This is a genomic window from Pseudoflavonifractor phocaeensis, from assembly GCF_016901955.1.
In the GTDB taxonomy this organism is placed as follows: Bacteria; Bacillota; Clostridia; order Oscillospirales; family Oscillospiraceae; genus Flavonifractor; species Flavonifractor phocaeensis_A.
In genome coordinates this window covers 1-3,624 of record NZ_JACJLC010000150.1, presented here as the reverse complement: position 1 = coordinate 3,624, position 3,624 = coordinate 1, and the positions used below count along the sequence as shown (strand labels likewise).

The 3,624-nt window shown below is 61.5% G+C and carries 2 protein-coding genes; both read left to right on the top strand.

What is annotated here, in order from left to right:
* Positions 1-208 precede the first annotated feature (208 nt).
* Positions 209-2,119, top strand: coding sequence for an acyl-CoA dehydrogenase family protein (locus H6B51_RS16570; protein ID WP_204884705.1), 1,911 nt, complete (start codon positions 209-211; stop codon positions 2,117-2,119).
* Positions 2,120-2,138: 19 nt separating this feature from the next.
* Entirely contained in the window at positions 2,139-3,350 is a 1,212-nt protein-coding gene (locus H6B51_RS16565) for an FprA family A-type flavoprotein (protein WP_204884704.1), read from the top strand.
* Positions 3,351-3,624 lie beyond the last annotated feature (274 nt).

Below are 3,624 nucleotides of genomic sequence, written 5' to 3'. Positions count from 1 at the left end.
GCTTGAATCCGTATGCCTTCTGCGAGAATTCTAAACACAAACCGTTCTGCCAAAAGCTATGTCTTGGCAGGACGGTTCTTTTTGCCTTATTATGCGGTGTTGCCCTAAATTCCTATTGACACACCGTGCTTACCTATGCTATTATCACAACAGAAGACTTAAAGATAAAAATTACTATTATCAATTATAACAGATAGGAGGAGTTACCATGCTGTTCAAGACCACGGAGCAACACGAGGCCTTGCGGGCCCAAATCCGTGCCTTTGCCGAGGCGGAGGTCAAACCCCAGGCCTTTCTCATGGACAAGGAGAACCTGTTCCCCGATGAGGCCGTCAAAAAGCTGGGCCAACTGGGGCTGATGGGCATCCCCTACCCCAAGGAATACGGCGGCGCCGGGCTGGACGCCCTGAGCTATGCCATCGCGGTGGAAGAGCTGTCCCGGGTGGACGGCGGCACCGGCGTTATTCTGTCGGCCCACGTGTCCCTGGGTTCCTGGCCCATCTTCGCCTACGGCACTGAGGAGCAGAAGCAGAAGTATCTGGTCCCCCTGGCCAAGGGTGAGAAGATCGGCGCCTTCGGCCTGACCGAGCCCAACGCCGGCTCCGACGCCGGCGGCACCGAGACCACCGCCGTGGACAAGGGCGACCACTGGCTGCTCAACGGCGGCAAGATCTTCATCACCAACGCCCCCAAGGCGGATACATACGTGGTCTTCGCGGTGACTACCCCCGATATCGGCACCAGGGGCATCTCCGCCTTCATCGTAGAGAAGGGCTGGGAGGGCTTCTCCTTCGGCGACCACTACGACAAGATGGGCATCCGCTCCTCCTCCACCGCCGAACTGATCTTCAACGACGTGAAGGTACCCAAGGAGAACCTGCTGGGCAAGGAGGGCCAGGGCTTCAAGATCGCCATGTCTACCCTGGACGGCGGGCGCATCGGCATCGCGGCTCAGGCCCTGGGTATCGCCCAGGGGGCCTATGAGGCCGCCGTGGAGTACGCCAAGGAGCGGGTCCAGTTCGGCAAGCCCATCGGCTTCAACCAGTCCATCGGCTTCAAGCTGGCCGACATGGCCACCAAGCTCCGCTGCGCCCGGCTGCTGGTGTACTCCGCCGCCGACCTGAAGGAGCACCATGAGCCCTACGGCACCGAATCCGCCATGGCCAAGATGTACGCCTCCGACATCGCCCTGGAGGTGACCAACGACGCCGTCCAGATCTTCGGCGGCACCGGCTTCCTGAAGGGCATGGACGTGGAGCGGATGTACCGGGACGCCAAGATCACCACCATCTACGAGGGCACCAACGAGATCCAGCGGGTGGTCATCTCCTCCGCCATTATGGGCAAGCCCCCCAAGAGCGAGGGCGGCTCCTCCAGCCGGCCCAAGAAGCCCGCCCCCGTCACCGGCGTGCGCAAGCGCATCCTGCTGAAGGAGGGCTCCGCCGCCGACCAGGTCAACGCCCTGGTGGAGCACCTGAAGAAGGACGGCCACGACTTTACCGTGGGCATCCCCCTGGATACCCCCATCAGCCAGGCTGAACGGGTGGTGTCCGCCGGTCAGGGCATCGGGGACAAGAAGAACATGAAGCTCATCGAGAACCTGGCCCGCGCGGCCGGCGCCGCCATCGGCTCCTCCCGCCCGGTGGCCGAGACCCTGAAGTATGTGCCTCTGGACCGCTACGTGGGCATGTCCGGCCAGAAGTTCAAGGGCAACCTGTACATCGCCTGCGGCATCTCCGGCGCCATCCAGCACCTGAAGGGCATCAAGGACGCCTCCACCATCGTGGCCATCAACAAGAACGGCAACGCCCCCATCTTCAAGAACTGCGACTACGGCATCGTGGGTGACGTCAACGAGATCCTGCCCCTGCTGGCCGCCGCCCTGGACACCGGGGAGAAGCAGCCCGCGCCTCCCATGGTGAAGATGAAGCGGCCCGCGCCGCCCAAGCCCGAGCCCATCGGCAAGCGGTACGTGTGCGGCGGCTGCGGCTACGAGTACGTCCCCGAGCTGGGCGACCCCGACGCCGAGATCGCCCCCGGCACCCTGTTTGAGAACCTGCCCGAGGATTGGGTGTGCCCCGAGTGCGCGGAAAAGAAAGACATGTTCATTGAAGCCTGAGTAAAAAGGAGGGATCACCATGTATAGTGTGCGCAAGGTCACTGACGATCTGTACTGGGTGGGAGCCAACGACCACCGGCTCCACCTGTTCGAGAATATCCATCCCATTCCCCGGGGCGTGAGCTACAACGCCTACCTGCTGCTGGACGAAAAGACCGCCCTCTTTGACACCGTGGACTGGTCGGTGTGCCGCCAGCTGCTGGAAAATATGGAGTACCTGCTGGGGGACCGTCCCCTGGACTACCTGGTCATCAACCACATGGAGCCCGACCACGGGGCCTCCATTGAGGAGATCCTGCTGCGCTGGCCGGAGGTGAAGGTGATCTCCACCGAGAAGGCCTTCCTGTTCATGCGACAGTTTGGGTTCCACATCGACGGCCATGAGCTCATCGAGGTGAAGGAGGGAGACACCTTCTCCTTCGGCAAGCACAACGTGGCCTTCGTGGCCGCCCCCATGGTCCACTGGCCTGAGGCCATGGTCACCTTCGACACCACCAGCGGCGCCCTCTTCTCCGCCGACGCCTTCGGCTCCTTCGGGGCTCTGGACGGCAAGCTGTTCGCCGACGAGGTCAACTTCGACCGGGACTGGATCGACGACGCCCGGCGGTACCTGACCAACATCGTGGGCAAGTATGGCCCCCACATCCAGCTGCTGCTGAAGAAGGCCGGCGGTATCCTGGACCAGATCAAGTACATCTGCCCCCTCCACGGTCCCGTGTGGCGGAAGGATCTGGGGTACTTCATCGACAAGTACGACAAGTGGAGCCGCTATGAGCCGGAGGAGAAGGGCGTGCTCATCGCCTACGCCTCCATGTACGGCAACACCGAGGCCGCCGCCCAGGCCCTGGCCGCCCGGCTGTGCGAGAAGGGTGTCACCAACGTGTGGGTGTACGACGTGTCCAATACCCACGTGTCCTACCTGGTCAGCGAGTCCTTCCGGCTGAGCCACATCGTGCTGGCCAGCGTCACCTACAACCTGGGCATCTACCCGGTGATGCACGACTACCTGATGCACCTGAAGGGGCTCAACCTCCAGCACCGCACCTTCGCCATCATCGAAAACGGCTCCTGGGCCCCCAAGTCCGGGGATCTGATGCAGAAGTTCGTGGACGAGGAGCTGAAGAACATGACCGTTCTCAACGAGCGGCTCTCTCTGGCCTCCGCCCTCCATCCCGACAAGGCCGCCGAGCTGGAGTCCCTGGCCGATGCCATCGTGGAATCCATGGCCTGAACCCGGCAAGAAGCCAGCTTTACCGCCATAATGTCAGCCTAGCAAAAACCGACCGCGCAACAAGCGCGGTCGGTTTTTCAGCTTGTCAAAAAAGCCTCGCAGCGTTTGCGCCTCCAGGCGCAAATAGAATCTAAATCCCTTTTCAGCCGCGACATGTGCGTAACTGTGTTAGCGTCGGGAGTTCACAGCCACATTTTGTCGGGAGTATCGAACCAATTATTGTCGGAAACGTGCGAGCCAATGGATTAAAGTACAAGATGCCAACAACCCAGAT

Excerpts from the sequence above, each read along its gene's own strand:
- H6B51_RS16565 (WP_204884704.1), top strand. The coding sequence starts at position 2,139 with ATGTATAGTGTGCGCAAGGTCACTGACGATCTGTACTGGGTGGGAGCC.
- H6B51_RS16570 (WP_204884705.1), top strand. The coding sequence starts at position 209 with ATGCTGTTCAAGACCACGGAGCAACACGAGGCCTTGCGGGCCCAAATC.